Raw genomic sequence first — 21782 nt, 5'->3', positions numbered from 1 at the left:
CGCGCCGGTTAACGGCGGCGTCGGGACCGCAGATAGTCGCCCACCACCGCCGCACCCAGCCCGTCCAGATCCGGCACCACCACCCGGCCCTCCACACGACGGGCGACCTGGTCGATGAACCGCGCCAGACCAGGGTCGCTGCCTAGCCGGAAGATCGTGACTTGCGCACCGAGCCTGGACATCTCATCGAATCCGCGCACCGTGTGCGCGATGGTCCGGGGATGCGGCGGGTAATCAAAAAACACAGCAGAACCCCTCCCGTCGCCGTCGAAATCCTCCAGGTGCGCGGTCGGTTCCCCGTCGGTCACCACCAGCAGCACGGGTTGCGCATTGGGGTGCCGACGCAGGTGACGGCCGGCCAGCGCGAGCGCGTGATGCAGGTTGGTGCCTTGCTCGTAGACACCTTCCAAACCCGTCAGTTCCGCGGCGCTGACCGTCCGGGCGTAGCGGCCGAAAGCGATGATCTGCAACGCATCCGAGCGGAACCGGGTGCACACCAGATGGTTGAGCGCCAGCGCCGTGCGCTTCATCGGCAGCCACCGGTTCTCCATCACCATCGAGAACGAGGTGTCCACCAGCAGTGCGACCGCGGCCTGGGTGCGGGTTTCGGTCTCCGAGACCTCCACGTCGTCGACGCTGATGCGCAGTCCCCCGTCGAGCGTCGAGGTGCCGGCTTGCCGAAGGACGGCGTTCGTCAGCGTCCGGGAAATGTTCCACGGCTCGGTGTCGCCGAACTGCCAGGGCCGTGTCGCGCCGGTCAGTTCGCCGGCCGCGCCCGCCCGACGGGTCTCCCGATCACCGTGACGACCCGAAAGTTGTTGCGCCACATCACGTAGCGCGGTCTCGCCCAATCGGCGCATGGCCTTCGGGGACAGCCGCCATTGACCATCGGAGCCGCGGTCCAGGAAGCCCTGGTTGACTAGGGCACGCTCGAGTTCGGCCAGTGTCCGGGCGTCGACGGCGGCCTCGTCTCCGAGCTGGCGGGCGAGTGCGTCGAGGTCGACGTCGTCCATCGTGGCCCCTGGGTACGCCTGCGAGAGCTGTTCGGCCAGCTGCTCCAGCTCGGCGATGTCGGCCAGAGCCTGGGTTCCCTCGCCCATGCCGAACGGATTGTCGCCGGAGAACTGCTCCTGCCCGGTCCAGTCCTCACCGGGTCGCGCCGCCTGTAGATGCGAGTCGAGCCGACTCAACGCCTGCATCAAAGACGGTGACCCGAATGCCTGCTGCGCCAACGCATCCAGCTCATCACGCTGCTCCTGGGACAGGCTGTTGCGAAACCGCTGCGCCGCGGCGGCCCGCTTGGCCAGCGAATCGAGCAGCTCTTCGACATTGCTCGGGTTCTCCGGGAAGAACTCGCCGTGCTTGTCCATGAAATCTTGAAAGTCCTGCTGGGTGTCCTCGCCTCTGGCGTGCTTGTCCAACAGGTCATTCAGGTCGTCGAGCATCTGGCTGACGCGCTGACGGTCCTCGTCGGTGGCGCCCTGCAGCGCTTCTTTCATCCCGGCGAAGCGTTGGTCGAGCATCTCCCGGCCCAGCAGATCCTTGATCTGCTCGTATTTCTGACGGGCCTCGCCGCTGCGCCAGTCGTATTCGGAGAGCTCCTGCACGGCCTTGGCCGGCGACGGCGGCAGCGCCTCCAGCTGCAACTCGGAGAAGCGGGCGTCGTCGTCGAGGGCACGCGCCAGTTCCTTGCGTTCGGCGAGCACCGCCTCGTCGAGCAGCTTCTTTATTTCCTGCAACGTGCCGTCTAAATTGTTGCGCCGCAACAGGTCCCGTCGTTTGCGGTTGGCCTCGGCGGCCAGCCGGTCGGCCCCACGCATGTTCTCGGTGCCGCGCCGCAGCAACTCCGATAACGCGCGGCGCGGCGAAGTGCCGGCCATGACGTCCTGCCCGATCGCCTCGAGCGCCTCCCGCAGATCCACCGGCGGGGCCAGCGGGTCGGGACCGCCGGTGTACGCCGAGTAACGCGATGAGTGCCCGCTACGAGCCATAGACCGTCTGCCCTTCACCGGACACCTTGTCGACCCGCTTCGCCAGGTACAGCGCCTCGAGAGCCAACTCCAGTGCCGCGGCCCGCTCCCCTTCGGACTCGGCGCCCAGTTTGGTCGCGATCTTGTCCACCACCGGCAGGCCGGGAACCGCGGCCAGCACGTCCTTGGCCGATACCCGCTCGCCCGTCGTCACCGCCGAGCCTCCCTCGACGGCCGCGACCAAAGTGCCGACGTCGATGCCGCCCAGCACCCGAGACGCGGTGTCGGCCGTCGAGCGGCGCAGCAGGTGCTCCAGCACGGCCTGCTCGCGGCCCTCTTCGCCGGATTCGAATTCCAGCTTGCCGCGCAGCACGTCGATGATGGTGCCCAGATCGACCACGCGGGCGACCGGATCGGTCTCCCCCAGAATCGCCCCGCGGTGCCGTGCTGCCGCCGCGACCGTCTCGGCCGCCGCGATGGCGAATCGCGCCGAGACGCCCGAACGCTGGTCGACCGAGCTGGACTCGCGCAGGTAGCGGGCGAACCGCGCGATCACCTGCAGCAGGTAGTCGGGCACCTCTGCGCTCAAGTGCGCCTCCTGGGCGATGACCCCGATCTCGGCACTGAGCTCCAGCGGATAGTGGGTGCGGATCTCGGCGCCGAACCGGTCCTTGAGCGGGGTGATGATGCGGCCGCGGTTGGTGTAGTCCTCGGGGTTGGCGCTGGCCACCACCAGGACGTCGAGCGGCAGCCGCAGCGTGTAGCCGCGGACCTGGATGTCGCGCTCTTCCATCACGTTGAGCATCGAGACCTGGATGCGTTCGGCGAGGTCGGGCAGTTCGTTGACCGCGACGATGCCGCGGTGTGCCCGCGGGATCAGCCCGTAGGCGATGGTTTCGGGATCCCCGAGGCTGCGGCCCTCGGCCACCTTGATCGGATCAATGTCTCCGACCAGGTCAGCGACGCTGGTGTCCGGGGTGGCCAGCTTCTCGGTGTAACGCTCACTGCGGTGCTTCCAGGCGATGGGCAGGTCTTCACCGGACTGCGCGGCCCGCTTGATCGACTCGGGGGTGATGGGGCTGTAGGGATGTTCGCCGAGCTCTGCGCCGGCGATCACCGGCGTCCACTCGTCGAGAAGTCCGGTGAGCGCCCGCAGCAGCCGGGTCTTGCCCTGGCCGCGTTCACCCAGCAGGACGAAGTCGTGTCCGGCGATCAGTGCCCGCTCCAACTGGGGGATCACGGTGTCGTCAAAACCTAGGATCCCCGGCCACACGTCGTCGCCGTCGGCCAAAGCGGTCAGTAGATTTTCCCGGATTTCCTGCCGGACGCCGCGCTCACGATGGCCGGAGGCACGCAGCTCGCCAACGGTACGGGGCAGATTGCTCGGTGAAGTCACCTCTCCACGCTACGACCCTGCCTTGGGTTGTGCCGACGAGAGTGACTTTCCCGACGCACTCTGCGGCGTGTCGGTCGTGGATTTCACTCTCGGCGGACGGAGCTAGTGCGCGAAGTGCCTGGCCCCGGTGAGGTACAACGTGATCCCTGCCTTGGTGGCCGCCGCCGTCACTTCGTCGTCGCGCACCGAGCCACCGGGGTGCACGATGGCCTTGACTCCCGCGGCCGTCAGCGTCTCCAGCCCGTCCGGGAACGGGAAGAACGCATCCGATGCGCCGACCGCTCCCCTGACCCGCTGGTCGCCGCGTGCATTGCCTCGTTCGACGGCCAGCCGGGCGGCGTCGACGCGGTTGACCTGACCCATGCCGACACCGACGGTGGCACCGTCGGCGACGATCACGATCGCGTTGGACTTGACGGCGCGGCAGGCGCGCCAGGCGAAGACCAGGTCGGTGAGGGTGGCGGGGTCGGCGGGTTCTCCGGTGGCCAGGGTCCAGTTGTTCGGATCGTCACCCGCGGCGTCGAGCTGGTCGCGTTGCTGGATCAGCAAACCGCCGCTGATCGCGCGCAGTTCGTGGCCGCCGGCCATCGGTTCGGAGGCCAGCAGCACCCGGATGTTCTTCTTGCGCGTCAGCACCTCCAGGGCCCCCGGCGCGTAGGCCGGCGCGACGACCACTTCAGTGAAGATGGTGCTGACGTACTCGGCCATCTCGACAGTGACCTCGGTGTTGGCTGCGATCACTCCGCCGAAAGCGCTCAGCGGGTCACATTCGTGGGCCTTGCGGTGCGCGTCGGCGACGGAGACATCGGAGATGGCGATGCCGCACGGATTGGCGTGCTTGATGATTGCCACGCAGGTCTGTTGGTGGTCGAACGCCGCGCGCCAGGCGGCGTCGGCGTCGGTGAAGTTGTTGTAGGACATCTCTTTTCCGTGCAGCTGCTCGGCCTGCGCCAGACCGGGCCAGGCCGCCGGGTCGGTGTACAGGGCGGCCTGCTGGTGCGGATTCTCGCCGTAGCGCAACGTCGCTGCGCGACGCCAGTTGCGGGCGACGAAGTGCGGGAATTCCTGCGCGGGTTCCTCGGGCGCCAGGGTGGACTGCATCCAGGTGGCGACGGCGATGTCGTACTCGGCGGTGTGCTGAAACGCCAACGAGGCCAGCTTCTTTCGCTCGGCAAGCGTGAATCCGCCGTTGCGCACCGCGGCGAGCACGCCGTCGTAGCCGCGCGGGTCGGTGACCACGGCGACGCTGGGATGGTTCTTGGCAGCGGCGCGCACCATGGACGGCCCGCCGATGTCGATCTGCTCGACGCAGTCGTCGACGCCCGCGCCGGAGTCGACGGTCTGGCTGAACGGATAGAGGTTGACCACCACGAGTTCGAACGCCTCGATGCCGAGTTCGGCCAGGGCGGTTTGGTGTTCGGGCTTGCGCAGATCGGCCAGCAGCCCGGCGTGGACGCGCGGATGCAAGGTCTTGACTCGCCCGTCGAGCACCTCCGGGAAGCCGGTCAGTTCCTCGACGCGGGTGACCGGAATCGCTTTGTCGGCAATGGTCTTGGCGGTCGATCCGGTCGAGACGATCTCGACCCCGGCGGCGGCGAGCCCCTGGGCGAGGTCGATCAATCCGGACTTGTCGTAGACGCTGATCAATGCCCTACGAATCGGCTTCTTGTCGGTGCTCATCGTGTGCTCATCCTATGGCCGCCTTCCGTCCCGTCACCGTTACGCCTCGGGTGGCCATCGCGGCCACTACATCCACCAGCAGTTGTCGCTCCACGACTTTGATGCGTTCGTGGAGGCTTTCTTCGTCGTCGCCGTCGAACACCTCGACGGGGTGCTGCGCCAGGATCGGACCGGTGTCCACGCCGGCATCCACCAGGTGCACCGTACAGCCGGTGACTTTCACACCGTAGGCCAGCGCTTCGGCGACGCCGTGGGCACCGGGGAAGGCCGGCAGCAATGCCGGGTGGGTGTTGATCGTGCGGCCAGAGAATCGTGAAAGGAATTGCGGGCCAAGGATTCTCATGAATCCGGCGGAGACGATGAGGTCGGGCTCGTGTGCGGCGGTGGCGTCGGTGATCGCGGCGTCCCAGGCGTCGCGGCTGGGATGGTCGCCGACCCGCACGGCATAGGCCGGTATCGCGGCCTCGGCGGCGATCTGGGTAGCCCGGCAGTCGCGGTCCACGCCGACGGCCACCACCCGCGCCGGGTACTCACCCGTCGCCGCCTTGAGCAGCGCGTCGAGCAGCGAACCGGTGCCCGATGCCAGCACTACCAGCCGCGCCGGTGCACTGGGAGGTACACGCAGGGGTTCCGGCACGAGGCGAGCCTAGTCGGGCGACGATGCCGCCCGCGCGGCAGCGTGGGGGGGAGGAGGAGCCCGACAAATCCGGCAGCGTCGGGCGACGATGCCGCCCGCGCGGCAGCGTGGGCGGACGAGAAGCGCTCAACGCCCGCGCGGCAGCGTGGGGGAGCGCTCAACTCTCGCGCGGCAACTCCTGCACTTCGTCCTCATCTCGGTCGACGGGCGCGTCCTCGTCCTCGACGACCTCGTCCTGCTCGAGATCCTCGTCCTGCTCGAGATCCTCGTCGTATGCCCCCAACACGGTTTCCTCTTCCGCGTCGGGTTTCGGGCGAGGTCGTCGGGGACGCCGTCGGATCCCCCCGGCCATCACCACGGTCAGCGCGCCGACCCCGGCGAACCAGAAGAGTGTGCCGAGGAACAGCGTGCTCAGCTCCACCCCCACGTCACCAAAGTTGCCCAATTTGCCGCCACCGGCGTAGCCGAGCAACGTCATAGCCGAAGCTCCGACGACGGCGGCCACCACTAGTTTGGCGAAGGCGGCAACCGCCGGCAGCGGTCGCCGCGCGCACTGCTGGCCCACCGCCACGCCGGATGCCGCTCCGATGATCAGCAGCGCGACCCATACCGGACCGAGCCGGGGAGTGGGTACGGCGGCCAGGATAGGAAGTGCCGGCACGTCGCCGCCGAACACCGTGAACGAGCTGAACGTCGCGAAGCCGATGTGCGCGCTGGACCCTACCGCGATCGCCGAGGCGCCGACGATGACGTTGGGCGCGTACAGCAGCGACAGCGCGGTGAGGTTGAACTGACCCCAGATGGAGTCGGTGATGGAGAACAGGTCCTGCATGGTCGCCCAATGGACGACCAGCGATCCCGTCGTCGCCATCCCCGACAACCCCAGCAACGCCACCACACCGGCGAAGGCCGCGCGCAACGAATCGCCCAGCCAATTGGGCAACGGGGATGCACCCAACGCCCGTCGTCCCACCTGGGACCACACGCCGATCGCAGCCCCGATCGCGTGCACCACCAGCACGCTGGTGAACGCCCGCAACGCACTGGGCGTCTGCAGTTCGGTCAGCACCGAGGACGCGTCGTGGATGACCGCCAGCGCGATCGCCGTCATCAGCAGCGGGCCGCCCAGGGCCGAGGCGACGACCCAGCGCACCACCAGCCACGACGAATACGGCGAAGTCGCCCGCGCGGTGGTCCGTGCGGTACCCCAGACCATCAACATCGCCGGCAGCAGCGGCATGACGCCCAACTCGCGGCCGGCGATCGAGATCGGCACCTGGTGCACGCCGAGCCACATGCTGGCTATGGCGCCGAGTGCGCCGGTCATGTCGCTGTTGGCGATCAACAGTTCCAGCAGCGTGACCGCGGCGATCACGACGAGCGCTACCACGGCCGGGGCGAAAGCGACCCGGACGAGGTCGCGCGCCTGACGGGCCCCCGCTACCCGGTTGTCCTCGTTTCGTGCCGACACCCGTGTCACTCTTGGCGCGCGGGACCGACTAGGCGCGACAGCGCACGGTTAGACCGGAGCCGAACCAGGCGACGATTGCTGATCCTGGCCGTACGACTGTTGTCCACCGGATTGGTTGCCGTAGTTGACCGGCGCCGACCCAGCCTGCGAACCCGAGCCGGCGCTGACCGGCGGGGGCGGGCTGAAGCTGGGGAATCCGGTGGGCGGAGTGTGGCTCGCCGGCGGCTGATGCTGCGGCTGGGAGACGACCTGTGTCGGCTGCGCAGGGAATCCGCCGGATTGGGGATTCGGGCTCGACGAGTAGTTGCCGAACTGCTGCGAGCCGTACCCGGGCGGCTGCTGCGCCTGAACCGGGTTGGGCGCGGACTGCTGTGCACCTGGCTGACCGTAGTACCCGCCGGGCTGCCCGCCGTATTGACCGTATTGACCGTACTGGCCGTACCCGCTGAACGGGTCGTACTTGGGGCGCGGCGTCGGGGCGGTGATGACTCCGGCATCGAGCAGCAACGCTCCGACGGCCGCGACCGCTTGAAACACGATCAGCACCAGAACAATCCACAGCGCCCAGCCGGCCGAAGACGAGTCGGGTTTGTTGAAGATGGCGAAGATGATCAGCAGCACGCCGAGTACCGAGAGCACCCCCGAGGTCGTCACGTAGCCGGCGACCTTGGGGAGCAGACTAACCCCGGCCAGTAGTGCGGCCAGGACGGCTGCGGTGATCGCCGCCACCGCCGCGACGTTGTAGGACACTTCGCCACCGGAACTACCGGGTTCTGAGCCATGGGGGAACATCGGCCCGAAGCTGAAGAAGTAGGCCAACAGACCTAGGGCCACCACCGCGAGTGCCAAGTACTGCCCGAGCTTGCTTTCGTGGGGGGCTGCGGGGTCGGCTTGGGCGGGTGTGGCGGCCGGCGTGCCGCCGCTGTACGAACCGGCCTGTTGCGCGGGTTGATAGCCGGGACTACCGGGCGAAAAGGTCATGGACTCCTCCTGTTGCTTCCGGTGCCGGGGCGGCGCCACTGCCACGCTGCTGTTTGCGACGCCATCGACCAACCACGCTAGCGCACGTTGGATGGCAAATGCCCTTGGCCGCTGACCAGCGCGCCCGTCCACTTACCGGTGCGGACGGGGGCCGCCCGCGGGCAAAAGTAGAACACGTTCTAAATTGGGGCATGGACTACGGCCTCGTTCTGTTCACCAGCGACCGCGGTATTGCCCCGGCGGCAGCCGCCAAACTTGCCGACGATCACGGGTTTCGCACGTTCTACGTGCCAGAACACACTCACATTCCGATCAAGCGCGAAGCTGCCCACCCGACCACGGGTGACGAGACCCTGCCCGACGACCGCTACATGCGCACGCTGGATCCGTGGGTGAGCTTGGGGGCGGCGTCCGCGGTAACGTCGCGGGTCCGCTTGTCCACCGCGGTGGCGCTGCCGGTCGAACATGACCCGATCACGCTGGCCAAAAGCATTGCCACGCTGGACCACTTGTCGGGGGGACGGGTGAGCCTCGGCGTCGGTTTCGGCTGGAACACCGACGAGCTGGCCGACCACAACGTACCGCCCGGCCGCCGTCGCACCATGTTGCGCGAATACCTGGAGGCGATGCGCGCCCTGTGGACTCAGGAGGAGGCCGAATACGACGGCGAGTTCGTGAAGTTCGGGCCGAGCTGGGCCTGGCCCAAGCCGGTGCAGGCGCACATTCCGGTGCTGGTGGGCGCCGCCGGCAACGAGAAGAACTTCAAATGGATCGCGCGCAGTGCGGACGGTTGGATCACCACGCCGCGCGACTTCGACATCGACGAGCCGGTGAAATTGCTGCAGGACACCTGGGCCGCGGCCGGCCGGGACGGCGCCCCGCAGATCGTGGCGCTGGACTTCAAGCCGGATGCGGAGAAGCTGGCGCGCTGGGCCGAACTCGGCGTCACCGAGGTGCTGTTCGGAATGCCCGACAGCGATGAGGACAAGGTCGCCGCGTATGTGGAGCGGTTGGCCGGCAAGCTCGCCTCGTTCGTCTGATGCCGAGCAGACGCAAAAGCCCCCATTTCGTGCCGAAATGAGGGGCTTTTGCGTCTGCTCGCCCTAGAGAGTGCCTGCTCGGGCTAGAGGGTGCAGCGGTTGCCGTAGTCGAACGACCGCACCTGGACCTGTTGCCCCAGCGGGTCGCCGTCAATCAACAGGGAGATCAACTCGTCGTCCTCGGTGGTCGCCAGGAAGCGGCTGTCGTCTTCAAGGCGCCCGATGATGATCCCGGTCGGACGCCCGTTGTCGCGACGCACGGTGTAGGTCTCGACGGTGCCGCGGCCGTCGGCGTTCTCGGTGACCGCCACGGTGGGCCGTCCGGCGATCTCGGCCTGCAACTGCGCACTGCGGTCCGGTCGCCACGGTCCGGGCGACGTCGAGTACACCCCGACCGAGTACTTGCTCTGGATGCCGCCGTTGGCACCGACGAGGCCGAACTGCCCTGGCGCGCTTCGCATCCGGGCTACCGTCTCGGCGACGCCATGCGTCGAGTAGTTGTTGCCGGCGCCGCCGAAGAACGGCAGCCCGCCGGTCAGCGTCAGACCGCGCGGGTCGTCGCGAGCCACGCCCATTCCGTCGCAGAAGTTGAACACCGGCACCGGGAAGCAGCTGTACAGATCGAAGGTGGCGACGTCGTCGACACCGATCCCGGCCACATCCAGCGCCTCCCGTGCCGCCATGACCGCCGCTGGATAACGACCCAACTCCGGTCGCTCCAGTAGCGCCTGCTCTTCCAAGTCGGCATGCCCGCGCAGATACACCCACTTGTCTTCGGGAACACCAAGCCGCCGGGCCGTCCCCACCGACATCAACAAGACCGCCGCACCCTGGTTCACCTGATCGCGGGCGACCAGCAGCCGCGGATACGGCTCGGCGATCATCCGGTTGCTGTCGGTGACGGTGATCAGTTCCTCGACAGTGCGCTCCACCGGCGCGGCCGCGTAGGGATTACCGGCGGCGACCTTGCTGAACGGCGCAAACAACTCGGCCATCCGGCGCAGGTATTCGGCCGGCCCCAGCCCGGTCGTCGCCCGTCGGGCGTTCTCCATCAGCGCATACTGAGTCGGCGCGTCCACCAGACCGTGGATGACGGTGTAGCGGGAAATCAGTTTCTCGATGCCGGCTCCGCGATCCTCCAGGTCACCCTCGACCGTCTCGCTGAAGTCGGGCTTCTCGTCGGCCTTGGCGAAGTGGCGCAGGGTCGAGGTCGCATCCGAGCCGAACATCAACGCCACCTCGGAACGACCGGCGGCGATCTCCCCGGCCAGCTCGGTGATCAGATGCTGCGGGCCTTGCCCACCGACGATCTCCAGGATCGCGCGGCGAGGCTCGGCACCGATGCGCTTGGCCACCGACCGCGGGTAGTTGTTGGACCGGCCCAACGGGGCGTCGGCCATCGGCCCGGATATCTCGAATTGCCGCAGCGCCGCGATGGTGTCGATCTCGGCTGCCACAGCCGCGGCAGCGCAGTCGTCGAGGGCGGATTGCGCGGCGGCGGCGGCCAACTCGACCGGTGACATGGCCCGGTAACCGGGGTCGTCGATGCGCTCGGCCGCCTGTCCGACGCCGACGACGACGGGCGTCCGCGGATCAATATTCATAGTTCAACTAAATACCCCACCGCGCATCGCCGCTCGGCGGGGGGTACAGAGTGGCCCGGCTCGGTTCCGCGAGCAGACGCAGAATCGCACGTTTCGGGACCGAAACGTGCGATTCTGCGTCTGCTGGCCGGGGAAGCGTTAGAGCGACTGCAGAATTTCTCGCGCCAGCGCCGCCGTCTCCGACGGCGTCTTGCCGACCTTCACACCGGCCGCCTCCAGCGCTTCCTTCTTGGCAGCCGCCGTGCCCGACGAGCCGGACACGATCGCACCCGCGTGGCCCATGGTCTTGCCTTCGGGCGCGGTGAATCCCGCGACATAGCCGACGACCGGCTTGGTCACGTTGGCCTTGATGAAGTCGGCCGCCCGCTCCTCGGCGTCACCACCGATCTCGCCGATCATCACGATCAGCTTGGTGTCGGGGTCCTTCTCGAACGCCTCGATAGCGTCGATGTGCGTGGTGCCGATCACCGGGTCACCGCCGATGCCGATCGAGGTGGTGAACCCGAAATCGCGCAGCTCATACATCATCTGGTAGGTCAGGGTGCCCGACTTCGACACCAACCCGACCGGACCGGGCCCGGTGATGTTGGCCGGGGTGATGCCGACCAGCGACTGTCCGGGGCTGATGATGCCCGGGCAGTTCGGTCCGATGATGCGGGTCTTCTTGCCCTTTTCGACGTTATAGGCCCACGCATACGCGCTGTCCTGCACCGGGATTCCCTCGGTGATGACCACCAGCAGCGGGATCTCGGCGTCGATGGCCTCGATCATCGCGTCCTTGGCGAACTTCGGCGGCACGAAGATGATCGAGACGTCCGCGCCGGTCTTCTCGATCGCCTCGACGACGGTGCCGAACACCGGCAGCTCGATGTCCTTGTCGTCGGCGTCCTTGTGCGAAACCGTGGTGCCGGCCTTGCGGGCGTTGACGCCGCCGACGATCTGGGTGCCGGCCTTGAGCATCCGTGCGGTGTGCGTGGTGGCCTCGGCCCCGGTGATGCCCTGGACGATGACCTTGTTTTCGGAGGTCAGGAAAATAGCCATTGGGTTATCTCTCTTTGTCAGGCGTTCGCGAGCTGGGCGGCTTTATCGGCACCGGCGTCCATCGTCTCGGCCTGGATGACCAGCGGATGGTTGGCTTCGGCCAGGATGCGGCGGCCTTCCTCGACGTTGTTGCCGTCCAACCGCACCACCAGCGGCTTGTTGGCCTCGTCGCCGAGGATTTCCAGCGCCTTGACGATCCCGGTGGCGACCGCGTCGCACGCGGTGATGCCGCCGAAGACGTTGACGAACACGCTCTTGACTTCCGGGTCGCCCAGGATCACGTCCAGTCCGGCCGCCATCACCTCGGCCGAGGCGCCGCCGCCGATGTCCAGGAAGTTGGCCGGCTTGACGCCGCCGTGCTTCTCCCCGGCGTAGGCGACGACGTCCAGGGTCGACATCACCAGCCCGGCGCCGTTGCCGATGATCCCGACCTCACCGCTGAGCTTGACGTAGTTGAGGTCGTGTTCCTTGGCCTTGAGTTCCAGCGGGTCGGTGGCTGCGCGGTCCTCGAATTCGGCGTGGCCGGGCTGACGGAAGTCGGCGTTGGCATCCAGCGTCACCTTGCCGTCCAGCGCCAGGATCTTGTCGTCCGGCGTACGCACCAGCGGGTTGACCTCGACCAACGTCGCATCCTCGCCGACGAACACCCCCCACAACTTCTCGATCGTGACGGCGGCGGCGTCGAGCACCTCGGCGGGCAGGTGACCCTGCTCGGCGATGGAGCGCGCGAAGTCCCGATCGACGCCCTTGACCGCGTCCACCGCAACCTTGGCGAGCCGGTCGGGTTTGGTCGCGGCGACCTCTTCGATCTCCATGCCACCCTCGACCGAGCACATCGCCAGGTAGCTGCGGTTCGCCCGGTCCAGCAGGAAGGACAGGTAGTACTCCTCGGCGATGTCGCTGGCCTCGGCGACCAGCAGTTTCTTCACGATGTGGCCCTTGATGTCCAGGCCCAGGATGTTCTTGGCGTGCTCGTAGGCCTCCTCCGGGTTGGCTGCGTACTTCACGCCGCCGGCCTTGCCGCGTCCCCCGGTCTTGACCTGTGCCTTGACCATGACGGGCTTGCCGACTTCCTCGGCGATGGCACGCGCACCTTCGGCGGTGTCGGTCACGCGGCCCTGCGTACCGGGCACTCCGTGCTTGAGGAACAATTCCTTGGCTTGATACTCGAACAGATCCATGGGCGTCACTGCCTTTGCTCGGCTTAGTTACTAGTCCAGTGGGGCGGCGTCCCGTTTCGGTACCTCGCCCCGAGGAACTGTATCGGCACCCGAATTGCACTTTGCCGCCGCATCCACCGCTGTGGCGCAGGTCACCGAACCTCGATCTGGCTCAAACCGTGATACAAGTCACAAAATCAGCCAGTTTCCATACCGAGGTTGCCACCCTCACCCGTTTGCGGATACCGTCTCAGGGTCCAGATAACGTTATGGTTACGAACCGAGGACATTCCAGCTTTGTCCCAGCACCGAATCGCCCGCTCTGCCAGCGCAGTAGCAGTCCGAGCACCCCGGGACCGGTGGCTGCATCATCACCGCAACGAAGTCACCGAGATCATCCCGTTAGATGGCTTTGATGAACTCGACGACATGGAACTCGCCGATCTCGACGACCTCGACTTCGGGGATTCCGAGTTCGACATCGACGAGCAGCTGCTGCAGGCCCCCGAACTCGACGACCTGAACGACACCGACGATCTGACCCCGCTGTGGCTGGCCGCGCCGGCCACCGAGGTGCTCACCCGGGTAGTCGTCGAACCCAAGGCCGTCGAGGTCACCGATGTCATCCCGGTGCCCCGCCGAGGGGGAAGTCACCGCAAGCAGCCGACCACCGCCGCCAAGGGGCGTCTGCTGATCGGCGCAATGGCCGCCGGCGCGGCCGCCGCTGCGACACACACCGCGCTCAACCAGTCCGACACACCCAAGATCGAGACGGTGCTGACCGCCAACGCGTCGACGATGTCCGGTGGGTCCCCCGGCGCCAACGCGCCGCGAGGAGCGCAGGTCATCGCCGCCCAACCGGGCAACGTCACGGTCCACAACGAAGAATTCGCCCGCGGCGTGGCCTTCGCGCAGGAGCGCGCGCAGCGCGAGGCGCGGTTGCAGCAGCCGCTGTACGTCATGCCGACCAAGGGAATCTTCACGTCGAACTTCGGCTACCGCTGGGGTGTGCTGCACGCCGGCATCGACCTCGCCAATTCGATCGGCACCCCGATCTACGCGGTGTCCGACGGCGTGGTCATCGATGCCGGGCCGACCGCCGGCTACGGCATGTGGGTCAAGCTGCAGCACGCCGACGGCACCGTCACGCTGTACGGCCACGTCAACACCACGCTGGTCAGCGTCGGGGAGCGAGTGATGGCCGGCGACCAGATCGCGACGATGGGAAACCGGGGCTTTTCCACTGGACCCCATCTGCACTTCGAGGTTCTCCTCGGCGGCTCGGAGCGGATCGACCCGGTGCCGTGGCTGGCCAAGCGCGGATTGTCCGTCGGCAACTACGCCGGCTGACCGGTGACCGAGCCGAACGATCCGGCTACGCCCGAGACCCCCGAGTCTTCCGACGAACCACGAACGCGGATCATCCGGCGCGCACCGACCGGCCCGCTTCCGTCGATACCGGCTTCGGCGCAGACCACGCAGATAATCCGGCGCGCACCATCCTCAGATGCGGCGCGTGCCAACGTGTTTCCGGCCCTGCCCCGGGTACTGGCCGCTGAGCCGTCACCCCGGACGGCCGTGGCAGCCAGCGCCGTCAGCATCGTCAGCGGCTGGGCCACGTCTGTCGTCGCTACCGAACTGATCGCCGGCTGGTGGCGGTCCGACCGGTTGTTCTGCGTCGCGGTCGGCTTCCTGGCCCTGGTCTTCGCGATCACCACCGTGTCCGGGGTGATCATGCTGCTGCTACGCCGTCCGGTGGGCCGTTATCTCGTGGTGGCCGGGGCGGTGGTCGCGCTGCTGACCTATCTCGGTGTGTTCATCGCGGGCGCAAAGGTGGCTGGGCTGGTGCATCTGCTGCCGCTGTTGCCGGTCGCGGGCGGGGTGCTGGCGATGCTGCCCCAGACCAGACGCTGGGTGGAGTAGCAGGGCTAAAGCTTGCTGATCGGAGCGTGGTTGTGCATCAGCTTCACCCGCCCGGCACTGCCGAAGTCGATCAGCGACATCGCCGACTCACCCGCACCGGAGACCTCTTCCACGCGGCCCAGCCCATACTTGTCGTGCGTCACCCGATCGCCGGGTTCGAGCACGATCAGCGGCCGCTTACTCGCACCTGATCGGGTCGGGGCGCTTCGTGGGGTCCCGAACCGGCCCGCGCCGCTGACCGGCGCGCTGAACGAAGCCTTGGGCGCGGTGCGCCGCCAGTCGAGGAGCTGCTGTGGAATCTCGCGCAGGAAGCGGGATTCCGGGTTCAGCATCGGCTGTCCCCACGACGAGCGGACGATGGCCCTGCTCACATACAACCGCTGCCGGGCACGGGTGATGCCGACGTAGGCCAGCCGCCGCTCCTCGGAAAGCTCTCTCGGGTCGTCCAGCGCCCGCATGTGCGGGAACATGCCGTCCTCCCAACCGGTCACGAACACCACCGGGAACTCCAGACCCTTGGCGGTGTGCAGCGTCATCAACGTGACCACACCGGAGCCGTGCTCAGGGATCTCGTCGGTGTCGGCCACCAAGGACACGCGCTCGAGGAACGCCGCCAGGGCACCGGTGTCGGGCACGTCCTCGTCGTCGGGGTCGGTCTCGGCTGCCAGCGCCGCCGCGTTCGCCTGATCGATGCTGAATTCGTGTGCGACGCTGACGAGTTCGTTGAGGTTGTCCAGCCTCGCCAATTCCTGCGGGTCGGTTGACGACTCCAGCTCGCGGCGGTAGCCGGTGCGGTCCAGGACCGCTTCGACGAGGTCGCCGAGGTCGTCGTCCAGATGCCCCCGCAACTCGTCGAGGAGTTCGACGAAACCGGCGATGCACTTCTCGGCGCGCGTGTTGAGCATCGGCACCTTGCCCTGCGCCGCGGCCTGCAACGCGTCGGCGAAGCTGCTGCCGGTGTTCTCGGCGTACACCGCCACACACGCCTCGGCGCGGTCGCCGATGCCACGCCTGGGCGTGTTGAGAATGCGCCGCATGCTGACCGCGTCACCCGGGTTGTCCAGCACCCGCAGATAGGCGACGATGTCGCGGATCTCCTTGCGTTCGTAAAAGCGCACTCCCCCAACGACTTTGTACGGAATCCCGGCGCGGATGAAGACCTCTTCCAGCGACCGTGACGAGTTGTTGGTGCGGTAGAAGACCGCGACGTCGTTGTAGGTGATCTCACCGCGGTCGGCGAGCGCGTCGATCTCGTCGGCGACGAACCTGGCCTCGTCGTGTTCGTTGTCGGCGACGTAGCCGACGATCAGTTCGCCCTCGCCGGCGTCGGTCCACAACCGTTTCTCGCGGCGTCCCGAGTTGCACGCGATCACCGAGTTGGCCGCCGACAGGATGTTCTGCGTGGAGCGGTAATTCTGTTCCAGCAGAATGGTTGTCGCGTCCGGGTAGTCGCGTTCGAAGTCCTCGATGTTGCGGATGGTGGCGCCGCGGAACGCATAGATCGACTGGTCGGCGTCGCCGACAACGCACAGTTCACCAGGCGGGACACCGTCCTGGGTGTCGCGGCCCACCAATTCCCGCACCAACACGTACTGCGCGTGGTTGGTGTCCTGGTACTCGTCGACCAGGACGTGCCGGAACCGCCGCCGGTAGTACTGCGCGATCTCGGGAAAGGTCTGGAGCACGTTGACGGTCTCGCCGATCAGGTCGTCGAAATCCAGTGCGTTGGCCGCCCGCAACCGGCGTTGGTATTCCCCGAAGACCGAGGCGACGGTGCGCGCCAGGTCGTCGGACTCGTCGGTCAGATCGGACACCGCCTGCTCCGGGTCGATCAGTTCGTTCTTCAGGTTGGAGATGGCGTTGGCGAGCAACCGGGGCGAGTAGCGCTTGATGTCCAGGCCCATGTCGCGGCCGATCATCTGCAGCAGCCGGCGGGAGTCGTCGGCGTCGTAGATGGAGAAGTTGGAGTTGAGACCTTTGATCAGCGAAGCCTGGTTGCGCAGGATGCGTACGCACGACGAGTGAAAGGTCGACACCCACATGTATCGCGCCCGGTTGCCGACCAGATTGACCACACGTTCGCGCATTTCCGCGGCGGCCTTGTTGGTGAAGGTGATGGCCAGGATCTGACCCACCCCGACGCCCCGCTCGGCGATCAGATAGGCGATGCGCCGGGTCAGCACCGCAGTCTTGCCCGAACCGGCGCCCGCGACGATCAGCAGCGGCGAGCCCTGGTGGACGACAGCCTGGCGCTGTTGCGGATTGAGTCCGTCGAGGAGTTGTTCGGCTTCGGATCTTGCCTCAGTTGCGTGCACACTCATGTCGGTCCAAACTTACCGCCGCCCGCCGACACCTCGCAGAATCAGGCCGCGTATGTCCGTTCGGGCTTGACTCATTCGACAGACCAGGCATTTTTCGTGCATATTTTTGCGCGCGTGTGGCCCTTGGTGGCACACTCGGGTCGTGCTCAACGTGCAGCCCCGATTTTTCTATGGGTACCCCCCAGCGGTGCCCGTGGTCTAGCTGCTATCGCAGAGCCCCGTGGTCCGCTTCCGGATTCGGGGCTCGTCTCTTGTGTGAGGCCCAAACCGGATGAGACCAGAACCCCCACCTCACGAAAATGCGGAGATAGCAAAGATGAACACCGAGACCCTCGATACCCAGCAGCTCGATATCGACCAATTGCGCGAAGAGATCGACCGGCTCGACGCCGAGATCCTCGCGGCCGTGAAGCGGCGCGCCGAAGTGTCCCAAGCGATCGGACGGGCCCGCATGGCGTCCGGAGGCACCCGGCTGGTGCACAACCGCGAAATGAAAGTCATCGAGCGCTACAGCGAGCTGGGTCCCGACGGGAAAGATCTGGCGATGTTGCTTTTGCGTCTGGGCCGGGGACGACTCGGCCACTAAACGGTTACTCCCGCCGTTACATTCGACGAATCGCGCGTTTGCCGGAGTAAATTTCGCCGGAAATGGTCACGGCAATAACGATTGGGTTTTCGCCCGTGCGCCGGCTGATCTTGCTGTCGGTCGTGACCCTGCTTGCCTTGGGCTGCAGCTCGGCGACCTCGTCCGCGTGGTCGAGGCAGGGCCAGCCGATCGAATACCTGATGGTCCCGTCGGCGTCGATGAACCGCCAGATCAAGGTGGAATATCAGGGCGGCGGCATGCACGCGGTCTATTTGCTCGACGGGATGCGGGCCCGTGACGACTTCAACGGCTGGGATATTCATCTGCCGGTGTTCGAATGGTTCACCCAGTCCGGCCTGTCGGTGGTGATGCCGACCGGCGGAACGGCGAGCTTCTATTCCGACTGGTATCGCCCGGCCGTGGGCGGCAACGGAACGCAGACCTACAAGTGGGAAACCTTCCTGACCCAGGAGCTGCCGCTTTGGTTGGCGACGAACAAGGGCGTCAGTCAGACGGGCAACGCGGTGGTGGGTGCGTCGATGAGCGGCTCGGCGGCGCTGATCCTGGCCGCCGACCACCCGCAACATTTCGTCTATGCGGCTTCGATGTCGGGCTTCCTCAACCTGTCCGCCGGGAACTGGCCTGCCCTGCTCAGCGCCGTGCAGTTGGGCGCCGGAGGTTTCCGCTCCGAGGCGATGTGGGGCCCGCCGGGCGACCCGGCCTGGGCCGACCACGACCCCACGGTCAATGCCGCCAAACTCGTCGCCAACAACACCCGGATCTGGATCTATACCGGCAACGGCGACGATCACGATCTGGGCACCAAGCTGGATGCCAGTCTGCTGGAAAGCGCTACCCGCATCAGCAACAAGGTGTTCCAGGCCCGCTACCAACTCAAGGGCGGCCACAACGGGTTGTTCAATTTTCCCGCCAACGGCACGCATACCTGGTCGTACTGGGGTCAACAACTGCAGGCGATGTTGCCCGATCTGCAACAAGTGCTCGGCAGTCCGCATCCACCCTGACTCGTCCCCGATGCCGCATTAGGGTCGAACTATGACCTCCGAGCCATCAGACATCACCGCCACCCCGGCCTGGGACGCCCTGCTCAAGCACCATGATCAGATCGGAGAAACCCACCTACGGCAACTCTTCGACGACGATCCGGACCGCGGCCGCGAACTCACCCTCACCGTCGGCGACCTCTACATCGACTACAGCAAACATCGCATCACCCGCGAGACGGTGCAGCTGCTGGTCGACCTGGCGCGGACGGCGAAGCTGGAAGAGCGCCGCGACGCGATGTTCGCCGGCTCCCGTATCAATACCTCTGAAGACCGCGCCGTGCTGCACACCGCGCTGCGGCTGCCCCGCGATGCCGACCTGATCGTCGAGGACCAGAACGTCGTGAGGGACGTCTACGAGGTGCTCGACGCCATGGGCGATTTCACCGACAAGCTGCGCAGCGGCGACTGGAAAGGCGCCACCGGCGAGCGGATCAAGACCGTGGTCAACATCGGCATCGGGGGCTCGGACCTGGGACCGGTAATGGCCTGTCAGGCGCTGCGTCACTACGCCGACGGGGGCATCGCGGCACGCTTCGTCTCCAACGTAGATCCGGCCGACCTGGTCGCAACATTGGCTGACTTAGACCCTGCCACAACACTTTTCATTGTCGCCTCCAAGACGTTTTCGACATTGGAGACCCTGACCAACGCAACCGCGGCGCGCCGCTGGCTCACCGAGGCGCTCGGCGACGACGCTGTGGCAAGGCATTTCGTCGCCGTGTCCACCAACAAGAAGCTGGTCGACGACTTCGGTATCAACACCGACAACATGTTCGGGTTCTGGGACTGGGTCGGCGGACGCTATTCGGTGGACTCGGCAATCGGACTTTCGGTCATGGCGGTGATCGGCCGAGAAGCGTTCGCGGACTTCCTGTCCGGGTTCCACATCGTCGACGAACACTTCCGGACCGCCCCCCTGCAGTCCAATGCGCCTGCGCTGCTCGGCCTGATCGGCCTGTGGTACTCCAACTTCTTCGGTGCCCAATCCCGCGCGGTGCTGCCCTATTCCAACGATCTGGCCCGGTTCGCGGCCTACCTGCAGCAGCTGACCATGGAGTCCAACGGTAAGTCGACCCGCGCCGACGGTTCCCCCGTCACCACGGATACCGGCGAAATCTATTGGGGCGAGCCGGGAACCAACGGCCAGCACGCCTTTTACCAACTGCTGCACCAGGGCACCCGGCTGGTCCCGGCCGACTTCATCGGGTTCAGTCAACCCCTCGACGACCTGCCGACCGCTGAGGGCGACGGCAGCATGCACGACCTCTTGATGAGCAACTTCTTCGCTCAGACGCAAGTGCTGGCGTTCGGCAAGACCGCCGAGGAGATCGCCGAGGAAGGAACGCCGGACGACGTAGTGCCGCACAAGGTGATGCCCGGCAACCGTCCGTCGACGTCGATCCTGGCAAACCGCCTGACGCCTTCGGCACTCGGCCAGCTGATCGCGCTCTACGAGCACCAGGTGTTCACCGAGGGTGTGGTGTGGGGTATCGACTCGTTCGACCAGTGGGGTGTGGAACTGGGCAAGACGCAGGCCAAGGCCCTGCTGCCGGTGATCACCAGCAACGATGCACCGGAGAAGCAGTCGGACAGCTCGACCGACGCGCTGGTGCGCCGCTACCGCAGCGAACGAGGCCGCGCGTCTTAACTTGCGCGAGCAGACGAACCGCTTGGTCATCGGCGGCGGCAACACCCGCATCAGCTGCACCAGCGGCGCCCACGGCCACCGCGGCACCGCGGCGCGGCCGGGTTCGCGTTCGATCGCGTCGACGAGCGCCCGGACGCCGGTTTCGTTGTCCACCATCAGCATTGTGCTGTTGGATTTGGCCGTCATCTCCGACTCGATGTAGCCCGGCTCGATCACGGTGACTTTGATCGGCCCCTTGTGGTACTCCGCGCGCAGCGACTCGCCCAGCGAGGTCAGCCCCGCCTTGCTCGCACAGTAAGCAGCCTTGACACCCGGTACGCCTCTGTTGCCGAGCACCGAGGAGATCAGCACCAGGTGCCCCGAGCCGGAGCCGATGAACATTTCCAGCGCGGTCTCGATCTGCACCAGCGCCGCAACCAGATTGGTCTCCAGCGTCGCCTTGTTCGCCCACACCTTGCCCGACCCCAGCTTCGCGCCCTTGCCGACACCGGCGTTGACGATCACCCGGTCGATGCCACCCAGCTCGTCGCCGAGTTCGGCGAACACCTTCGGGATCTGATCGTGGTCGTTGACGTCCAGCGCCGCCACCGCGATCTTGATCGACGGATGCTGTTGCAACAGTTCGGCTTTGAGTTCTTCCAGCCGGTCGGTGCGGCGGGCGCACAGCGCCAGATCACGGCCTTTGGCGGCGAAAGCCCGGGCCATCCCGGCGCCCAGACCGGAACTGGCCCCGGTAATCAAGATTTTCTGGCGAGTCACCGGGGCAGACTACTTGAGCAGCCTTGACATGCGCCGATCGGCCAGTACTTTGCCGCCGGTCTGGCAGGTCGCGCAGTACTGAAACGATTTGTCCGCGAACGACACTTCGCGCACCGTGTCACCGCAGACCGGACATGGCAACCCGGTACGGGCATGTACCCGCAGCCCGGAGCGCTTCTCACCCTTGAGGGTTGCTGCGCCCTGGCCGACGGATCGGCTCACCGCGTCGGTCAGGACGGAGATCATCGCGTCGTGCAGGACGACGACTTGTTCGTCGCTCAGTTTCGCCGCCGTGGCGAACGGCGAGATGCGCGCGACGTGCAGTATTTCGTCGCTATAGGCGTTGCCGATACCCGCGATGATCTTCTGGTCGGTGATGACGGTCTTGATCCGGCCGGTGTTGCCGGCCAACACGCGGGCCAGGTCCTCGGGCCCCAGTTCGAGCGCGTCCGGCCCCAGGGCGGCGATCTGCGGCACCTGCTCGGGATCGCCGACCAG

17 protein-coding genes and 1 pseudogene are annotated in these 21782 nt (G+C 66.5%); 6 read left to right on the top strand and 12 right to left on the bottom strand.

Annotated features, from left to right (window positions below):
* Positions 1-8: 8 nt before the first annotated feature.
* From AC5Y46_RS05100 to AC5Y46_RS05075, 6 genes are all read right to left on the bottom strand, one after another.
* On the bottom strand, positions 9-1991 hold the full coding sequence (locus AC5Y46_RS05100) for a VWA domain-containing protein (protein ID WP_499946584.1): 1983 nt from the start codon (positions 1989-1991) through the stop codon (positions 9-11).
* Complete coding sequence (locus tag AC5Y46_RS05095) at positions 1981-3366, bottom strand: sigma 54-interacting transcriptional regulator (protein ID WP_499946585.1); 1386 nt, start codon at positions 3364-3366, stop codon at positions 1981-1983. Before AC5Y46_RS05095 ends, AC5Y46_RS05100 begins: the two co-directional genes overlap by 11 nt.
* Positions 3367-3468: 102 nt before the next feature.
* The gene (gene purH, locus AC5Y46_RS05090) at positions 3469-5046 is read right to left on the bottom strand and encodes a bifunctional phosphoribosylaminoimidazolecarboxamide formyltransferase/IMP cyclohydrolase (RefSeq protein ID WP_499990257.1); all 1578 of its coding nucleotides are present in this window, start codon (positions 5044-5046) and stop codon (positions 3469-3471) included.
* Between the two features lie 7 nt (positions 5047-5053).
* Positions 5054-5683: a phosphoribosylglycinamide formyltransferase gene (purN, locus tag AC5Y46_RS05085; RefSeq protein WP_499990256.1), complete on the bottom strand. Its 630-nt coding sequence runs from the start codon at positions 5681-5683 to the stop codon at positions 5054-5056.
* 157 nt (positions 5684-5840) lie between these two features.
* Positions 5841-7163, bottom strand: coding sequence for a cell division protein PerM (locus AC5Y46_RS05080; protein ID WP_499946588.1), 1323 nt, complete (start codon positions 7161-7163; stop codon positions 5841-5843).
* A gap of 39 nt (positions 7164-7202) precedes the next feature.
* Positions 7203-8135, bottom strand: a complete 933-nt coding sequence (locus AC5Y46_RS05075; protein ID WP_499946589.1) for a DUF5336 domain-containing protein — start codon at positions 8133-8135, stop codon at positions 7203-7205.
* Between the two features lie 191 nt (positions 8136-8326).
* Here AC5Y46_RS05075 and AC5Y46_RS05070 point away from each other — a divergent pair, with 191 nt between their 5' ends.
* Positions 8327-9175 carry an LLM class F420-dependent oxidoreductase gene (locus AC5Y46_RS05070; RefSeq protein WP_499946590.1) on the top strand — a complete coding sequence of 283 codons (849 nt, stop codon included), beginning with the start codon at positions 8327-8329 and terminating at the stop codon, positions 9173-9175.
* An 83-nt stretch (positions 9176-9258) separates the two neighbouring features.
* Here AC5Y46_RS05070 and AC5Y46_RS05065 read toward each other — a convergent pair whose 3' ends face one another.
* The 3 genes from AC5Y46_RS05065 to sucC form a co-directional block, all read right to left on the bottom strand.
* On the bottom strand, positions 9259-10779 hold the full coding sequence (locus tag AC5Y46_RS05065) for an acetyl-CoA acetyltransferase (protein ID WP_499990254.1): 1521 nt from the start codon (positions 10777-10779) through the stop codon (positions 9259-9261).
* Positions 10780-10917: 138 nt separating this feature from the next.
* Positions 10918-11820 (bottom strand): succinate--CoA ligase subunit alpha, encoded by a 903-nt coding sequence (sucD, locus tag AC5Y46_RS05060; RefSeq protein ID WP_499945421.1) that lies wholly within the window; start codon positions 11818-11820, stop codon positions 10918-10920.
* Positions 11821-11837: 17 nt separating this feature from the next.
* The gene (gene sucC / locus AC5Y46_RS05055; protein ID WP_499990253.1) at positions 11838-13001 is read right to left on the bottom strand and encodes an ADP-forming succinate--CoA ligase subunit beta; all 1164 of its coding nucleotides are present in this window, start codon (positions 12999-13001) and stop codon (positions 11838-11840) included.
* A 291-nt stretch (positions 13002-13292) separates the two neighbouring features.
* Between sucC and AC5Y46_RS05050 the strand changes: the two genes are divergently transcribed.
* Entirely contained in the window at positions 13293-14330 is a 1038-nt protein-coding gene (locus tag AC5Y46_RS05050) for a M23 family metallopeptidase (RefSeq protein ID WP_499945556.1), read from the top strand.
* 3 nt (positions 14331-14333) lie between these two features.
* Positions 14334-14903: a hypothetical protein gene (locus AC5Y46_RS05045; protein ID WP_499990251.1), complete on the top strand. Its 570-nt coding sequence runs from the start codon at positions 14334-14336 to the stop codon at positions 14901-14903.
* Between the two features lie 5 nt (positions 14904-14908).
* Here AC5Y46_RS05045 and pcrA read toward each other — a convergent pair whose 3' ends face one another.
* The gene (pcrA, locus tag AC5Y46_RS05040) at positions 14909-17224 is read right to left on the bottom strand and encodes a DNA helicase PcrA (RefSeq protein WP_499990250.1); all 2316 of its coding nucleotides are present in this window, start codon (positions 17222-17224) and stop codon (positions 14909-14911) included.
* A gap of 271 nt (positions 17225-17495) precedes the next feature.
* Here pcrA and AC5Y46_RS05035 point away from each other — a divergent pair, with 271 nt between their 5' ends.
* The 3 genes from AC5Y46_RS05035 (at position 17496) to pgi (ending at position 20525) form a co-directional block, all read left to right on the top strand.
* Complete coding sequence (locus AC5Y46_RS05035; protein WP_499990249.1) at positions 17496-17810, top strand: chorismate mutase; 315 nt, start codon at positions 17496-17498, stop codon at positions 17808-17810.
* A gap of 62 nt (positions 17811-17872) precedes the next feature.
* The gene (locus AC5Y46_RS05030; protein ID WP_499990248.1) at positions 17873-18835 is read left to right on the top strand and encodes an esterase family protein; all 963 of its coding nucleotides are present in this window, start codon (positions 17873-17875) and stop codon (positions 18833-18835) included.
* A gap of 31 nt (positions 18836-18866) precedes the next feature.
* Positions 18867-20525 (top strand): glucose-6-phosphate isomerase, encoded by a 1659-nt coding sequence (gene pgi, locus AC5Y46_RS05025; RefSeq protein WP_499990247.1) that lies wholly within the window; start codon positions 18867-18869, stop codon positions 20523-20525.
* Positions 20526-20540: 15 nt separating this feature from the next.
* Here pgi and AC5Y46_RS05020 read toward each other — a convergent pair.
* Positions 20541-21284 (bottom strand): annotated as a pseudogene (locus AC5Y46_RS05020) (SDR family oxidoreductase); the annotation flags it as partial.
* Between the two features lie 9 nt (positions 21285-21293).
* On the bottom strand, positions 21294-21761 hold the full coding sequence (locus AC5Y46_RS05015) for a zinc finger domain-containing protein (RefSeq protein ID WP_499945557.1): 468 nt from the start codon (positions 21759-21761) through the stop codon (positions 21294-21296).
* Positions 21762-21782 lie beyond the last annotated feature (21 nt).

The sequence above is a fragment of the Mycobacterium sp. NGS59 genome (genome assembly GCF_059812345.1).
The sequence above is the reverse complement of the archived record's forward strand: the minus strand, read 5'-3'. Positions and strand labels throughout refer to the sequence as shown.

Bases quoted from the DNA above. Each gene is read 5' to 3' on its own strand.
- AC5Y46_RS05100 (WP_499946584.1), bottom strand. From the start codon at position 1,991: ATGGCTCGTAGCGGGCACTCATCGCGTTACTCGGCGTACACCGGCGGT.
- purH (WP_499990257.1), bottom strand. From the start codon at position 5,046: ATGAGCACCGACAAGAAGCCGATTCGTAGGGCATTGATCAGCGTCTAC.
- AC5Y46_RS05075 (WP_499946589.1), bottom strand. From the start codon at position 8,135: ATGACCTTTTCGCCCGGTAGTCCCGGCTATCAACCCGCGCAACAGGCC.
- AC5Y46_RS05070 (WP_499946590.1), top strand. From the start codon at position 8,327: ATGGACTACGGCCTCGTTCTGTTCACCAGCGACCGCGGTATTGCCCCG.
- AC5Y46_RS05065 (WP_499990254.1), bottom strand. From the start codon at position 10,779: ATGAATATTGATCCGCGGACGCCCGTCGTCGTCGGCGTCGGACAGGCG.
- sucD (WP_499945421.1), bottom strand. From the start codon at position 11,820: ATGGCTATTTTCCTGACCTCCGAAAACAAGGTCATCGTCCAGGGCATC.
- sucC (WP_499990253.1), bottom strand. From the start codon at position 13,001: ATGGATCTGTTCGAGTATCAAGCCAAGGAATTGTTCCTCAAGCACGGA.
- pcrA (WP_499990250.1), bottom strand. From the start codon at position 17,224: ATGAGTGTGCACGCAACTGAGGCAAGATCCGAAGCCGAACAACTCCTC.
- AC5Y46_RS05035 (WP_499990249.1), top strand. From the start codon at position 17,496: ATGAGACCAGAACCCCCACCTCACGAAAATGCGGAGATAGCAAAGATG.
- AC5Y46_RS05030 (WP_499990248.1), top strand. From the start codon at position 17,873: ATGGTCACGGCAATAACGATTGGGTTTTCGCCCGTGCGCCGGCTGATC.
- pgi (WP_499990247.1), top strand. From the start codon at position 18,867: ATGACCTCCGAGCCATCAGACATCACCGCCACCCCGGCCTGGGACGCC.